At 61.9% G+C, this 5,310-nt stretch carries 5 protein-coding genes; all 5 read right to left on the bottom strand.

Going from position 1 to position 5,310, the window contains the following annotated elements:
- A partial coding sequence (locus AC1DUU_RS22055) for a chlorohydrolase family protein (RefSeq protein WP_476785526.1) occupies positions 1-1,224 on the bottom strand: 1,224 nt, incomplete at its 3' end.
- Positions 1,221-2,414: an amidohydrolase family protein gene (locus AC1DUU_RS22050; protein ID WP_476785525.1), complete on the bottom strand. Its 1,194-nt coding sequence runs from the start codon at positions 2,412-2,414 to the stop codon at positions 1,221-1,223. The genes AC1DUU_RS22055 and AC1DUU_RS22050, both read right to left, overlap by 4 nt.
- Before the next feature lie 6 nt (positions 2,415-2,420).
- Positions 2,421-3,368, bottom strand: coding sequence for an ABC transporter permease (locus AC1DUU_RS22045; RefSeq protein WP_476785524.1), 948 nt, complete (start codon positions 3,366-3,368; stop codon positions 2,421-2,423).
- 16 nt (positions 3,369-3,384) lie between these two features.
- A complete protein-coding gene (locus AC1DUU_RS22040; protein WP_476785523.1) occupies positions 3,385-4,353 on the bottom strand; it encodes an ABC transporter permease in 969 nt (322 codons plus the stop codon).
- Between the two features lie 538 nt (positions 4,354-4,891).
- The coding region (locus AC1DUU_RS22035; RefSeq protein ID WP_476785522.1) for a LysR substrate-binding domain-containing protein at positions 4,892-5,310 on the bottom strand (419 nt) is incomplete at its 5' end.

Raw genomic sequence — 5,310 nt, 5'->3', positions numbered from 1 at the left:
GCCAAACACCGCGATATCGGCACGCGTGCCCGGAGCAAGACGACCAAGGTCATCGCGGCCGAGCGCTCTGGCGCCGCCAAGAGTTGCCGCGTCGAACAGGTCAGTGCACCGGACGCGATCTGGGGCGCCATCGTTGATGCGGCAGGCGATCAGACCGACCAGCAGGTTCATCAGCATATCGGGCGGCGTGGTGTCCGTTCCCATAGAGATGTTGATGCCGCGCTCCTTGCACTTCGAGAACGAATTCAGCGTGCTGCCGCCGCGTGCCGAGACGAGCGGGCAATGCACGATCGACACGCCGTTGGTCGCGTAGAGCGCGAGGTCTTCGTCGGTGGCGTTTGTCGCGTGCGGAGCGATCAGCCGGTCGTTGAGCAGGCCAAGCCGTGCCAACCAGACAGGAGCTGTCGATCCGTGCAGCTTACGGACGGTTTCGACCTCCATCGCGCCCTGCGCCATGTGAAGCCGGATCTTGCAGCCGAGTTCAGCCGCCGCCGCCTGGGTCTGGCGTAACAACTCTTCGGTACAGGTCTCGACGCGATCGGGCACCAGCAGCCCGCGCACCAGATCGCCGTGGCGGCCTGTCTGGCGGCCGATATAGTCGACAGCCTCGCGGAGGCCGGCGAGACCACGCTTCTCGTCAAACACGGCCTCCATCCGACCCGGCGCTTCGAGCACCATGCCGCCGGCGCGATAGGCCGGGCTGAGGTAGACGCGCAGGCCCAGGTCGCCTGCGGCGTCCGCCGCCGCATCGAACTCGGCGACCGTCTCGCCCCACTCGCGATAAAATAGCGAGGCTATGGGCGCAGCAGTTGTTATGCCGTTCAAAAGCAGCTGACCGAAGGCGAAACGTTTCTGGAAGGCCAGCTCTTCTTGGGAATACATCTCGTAGGGGCCGGCCTCGACATAGTGGCGCGGCCAGACRCGKCCCTTSGCCCAGCCGGGATGATGGTCGATGCCAAGAATGGTCGTGTCGAGATCCGACAGCGCGTCAAGATCGAGGAGGCCGGGGCTGACCAGCGAGTTGCCGAACTCGATCCGGCGGGCCACCTCGCCGGGAAAATCGGTTCCGACAAAGATCACCTGGCCGTCATCAACGACGACCTGGCCGTTGGGGATCAGGCGGTGCCCGCCATCCTTATGCCCCAGCACCCAGTCGGCCGAAATCAGCGTCCGGCCGTCGGGGCGCTTGCCGAGTTCGAGCGTATCGAGGACCTGTCGCGTCATGGCATTTCCACCATTGCCTGGCCGGCGCGTGCGGTGACACGGCCGCCMTTGATGACCAGCGGGCGTGGCGCAACGTCGACGACGGCATGCGCAAGCGTTTCCCCAGTGAGCAACGTCAGGTCTGCCTTGCAGCCTTCCGCCAGACCGTAGCCTTCGATGCGCATGACATCCGCCCCGCCTTGCGAAACAATATGGAGCACATGTTCGAGTTCGATGTCGGAGCGAAGGCCGTTCTTCATGCCGACGATCTTGGCGCGGTCGAGCATGTCGGGCTGGCCCCAGGGTCCCCAGGTGTCGCGGATGCCATCACATCCGGCGCCAACGCGCACGCCGGCCTGCTTCAAGCGCATGATCGACGGTACGGTCGCCGACGGGGCACCCGTCGTCAGGATCGCCACATCGAGTTGTGCAATCTGATCGATGAGCTGGCCGACGCGGAGATAATCGTTCATTCCAAGGGCGAAGGCGTGGCTGATAGCGACCTTGCCCTGCATGCCATTGGCGCGGATACGATCGAACATCAGCTCCATGGTGAAGGCGCCCAGGTCGCCCGATTCATGCAGATGAATATCGATCGGGCATTGGTGCTTCACTGCCAAGGCAAAGATGGCGTCCAGCTGGCCTTTGGGATCGCGGTCGATGCCGCACGGATCGATACCGCCCAGTACCTCGCAGCCCTGGCGCAATGCCTCGTCGAGCAGATCCAGCGTTCCAGGCATCACCATGAGGCCGGACTGCGGGAATGCGACGATCTCGATGTCGATGACCCCCTTCAGCTTCTCGCGGGTCTCCATCACGCCGTCGACAATGGACAGGCCGTGCGTTGGATCGATGTCGACATGGCTGCGGATATGGGTCGCGCCATGGGCGGCAAGGCCGATTGCGTGGCGCATCGACTGACGGTGCGGGTCGATGCCGACCGCGATCCGGTTTTCACGCTCGAAGTCGATGCGTTCGCGCAGGACTGCGCGGCGGTTGTTTTCATGCCAGGGCAATCCCCAGGTCGTCTTGTCGAGATGGGTATGCGCGTCGATGAGACCGGGTATCGCGATGGCACCGCCGCCGTCCTCGACCGACATGCCCGGATCTGCTTCAAAATGACCGAGGCCGACAATCAGCCCATCGCGGATCAGCAGGTCGCAATTCGCGCGCCCGTAGGGGCGGACGTTGCGCAGCAACAGATTAGTCATGCACGCTTACCTCAGTTTCGGATTGAGCACGTCGCGCAGCCAATCGCCGAGCAGATTGACGACGACCACCAGCAGGCAGAGCTGGATCACCGGAAACAGCACGATCCACCACGAGCCGGAAAACAGGAATTGATTGCCGATGCGGATCAGCGTTCCCAGAGATGGYTGTCCGGGGGGCATGCCGATACCAAGGAACGACAAAGTCGCTTCGGTCAGGATCGCCATGCCGAAGTTCAGCGTGGCGGCAACCAGCACTGGCGTCAGCGTGTTGGGCAGGATGTGGTGCGCCAGGATGCGGCGCGAAGGCACCTTCAAGAGCCTTGCCGCTTGTACATATTCCTTGTTGCGTTCAACGATCGTCTGGGCGCGTACGGTACGGGCATATTGCACCCACGACGATAGCGAGATGGCCAGCACCAGCACTGCTGAGGCACCGATCTCGCGAAGATCGGCGGGAAGCAGCTGCCGCACCACCGTCGACACCAGGATCGCAATCAAGATGGTCGGGATCGACAAGGTGATGTCGCCGATGCGCATCAGGAGATTGTCGATAAAGCCGCCAAAGAAACCGGCGACCAGCCCGGCCGTCATGCCGATCAAAAGCGACAAGGCGACCGAGGCAAGACCGATCATGATGGATATGCGCGTGCCGTAAAGGATGGCCGAAAGCAGGTCCCGGCCCTGAGTGTCGGTGCCCAGCAGATACGGCCATTCGCCGCCTTCCTGCCAGATCGGCGGCAGCTCTGCCTTCCACATATCGAGCTGAGCGGCGTCATAGGGGTTCTGTGGTGCGATGAACGGCGCGAAGACGGCGGCTAGAACCAGCACAGCCAGGATCCCGGCCGCAATCATCGCCGACTTGCTGTGGGTGAACGACCACCAGACATCGCTGTTGCGCAGGCGCTGCACAAAACTTGGGCGGGGCACGGCGGCTGTCTTAGAAACGTCGGTCATCGACTTGTCCCCGGTTTCAGTGCGAGCTGCGCAGGCGCGGATCGATCACCGCATAGGTGATATCGACAAGCGTGTTCAGCGCGACGAAGATGAAGGAGATGACGCAGAGATAGGCCGCCATCACGGGAATATCGAGGAAGGTGACCGCCTGGATGAACAGCATGCCCATGCCCGGCCACTGGAAGACGGTTTCGGTGATGAGTGCAAAGGCGATGAGTGAGCCAATGTTCATCGCCGTCATGGTCACGACAGGCATCAAACAGTTGCGCAGTGCATGGCGGAAGTAGACACGCCAGCGCGGAATGCCCCTGGCGCGGGCGAACTTCACATAATCGGAGCGCAACACTTCCAGCATCTCGGCACGGACGAGACGCATGATCAAAGTGATTTGGTAGAGCGACAGCGCCACTGCCGGCAGGATCAGCGCTGCGCGGCCCGAGGGCGTCAGCAGGCCGGTCGACCACCAGCCGATCTGGACGACATCTCCTCGGCCGAAGGACGGCGACCAGCCCAAAATGACCGAAAAGACCAGGATAAGAAGGATGCCGACGACGAAGCTTGGCAACGAAACGCCAATGATCGACAAAAACTGCAGCGACTCCGTGTACCATCGCCCGCGTTTGATTGCTGTAAGAACGCCAAGCGGCAGGCCGACGACCAGCGAAATCAGCGTCGCCACCAGCACCAGCTCCAGCGTTGCCGGGAAGCGTTCGCCGATGAGGGTGAGTACATCCTGGCCATTGCGGTACGAGATTCCAAAATCGCCCTGCGCCGCGTGGGCGACGAAGCGTACGAACTGCGTGGCGACACCATCGTTGAGACCCAGTCGCTCGCGGAGTGCGTCGCGGTCAGCCTGCGTCGTCTGCTCGGTAACCATGAGCTCGACTGGATCGCCGGCAAGACGAAAGATCAGGAATGCAAGCATAGCAACCGCAAGCATCACCATGATGGCATTGGCAATGCGGCTGATAATGAAGACCAGCATATGAAGCCTCGTCAGTTAGCCAAGGAGCCCGATCGCTGGGTCCATGAGGGCGCTTGCGTCAACAGACTCAAGGCTGTGGCGTTGTCGGCACGCATTGCAGCGCAGCCGCAGGCAACGGGTGCCATGAATGGCGTTTGCCACGATGGCAAATCCCCTAACATTATCTATCCCTCCCACTTAAGTGGCGCCTCCGTTTCGAAGGTCTTTATTTTAGGCTCGAGCGGCCCGGCCAGCTGATTCCCGCACCCGCCGCAGCGGTGACGCACAATCATCTAGAACTGCCAAGGCGCCGCCTCGTCTCCGCCCACGAGGCCATATTCAGAAAGCCGGCATAAATTGTCAACTGCTTTGTCGACAATTTCGAACTGATTGCGCGACTATTCGGAAATGGGAAGCGCATCCTGCGCTGCGCAGATGCACCTGAGGTTCACTCTTTTGCGCGGAACATCGAAGAAGTGCTCGACCAACTGCGACTAGCGCGTCTGGATGAATGCGGTTCGCTTTGAAGCGTTGCGCGGTGGTCAGCCGTCCTGCGGCCTCAGCTTCCAGCGTCAGTGACCGATGACATATCCATCGCCGCCGCAACAATGACGCGTCTCAACCATATGTGCCTGGGGGCGTCTTGCTGGCGCGCGTGCCAGGCGAGGCTCATCGTAAAAAGCCCGAGATCGAGCGGCGGCGGCAACGATACGAAGCGCCTCATGTCGGCTGCTGCTCGCGCCAGCCTCGACGGCAGTGTCATGATGAGGTCGGAGCGAGCGGCGATCTCGACCGCCGCGAAGAAATTCGGCACGCGCAGCTTCACCCGCCGCGTTCGCCCCATACGCGCAAGCACCTCATCGACAGGTGCGGCCCCAACGCCGGTGACGCTCACCACGATATGCTCAAGCGTCAGAAAGCGGTCGAGCGTGAGTTTTTCGGCGAGCGCGGGATGATGCGCCCGCATCAGCGTTACCA

This window comes from Aminobacter sp. P4_H6_2, assembly GCF_056400805.1.
Note: the sequence above shows the minus strand (reverse complement) of the source record. Positions and strands in the feature narration are given on the sequence as shown.

What these genes read in the sequence shown, in the direction of transcription:
- AC1DUU_RS22040 (WP_476785523.1), bottom strand. Translation starts at nt 4,353, where the DNA reads ATGCTGGTCTTCATTATCAGCCGCATTGCCAATGCCATCATGGTGATG.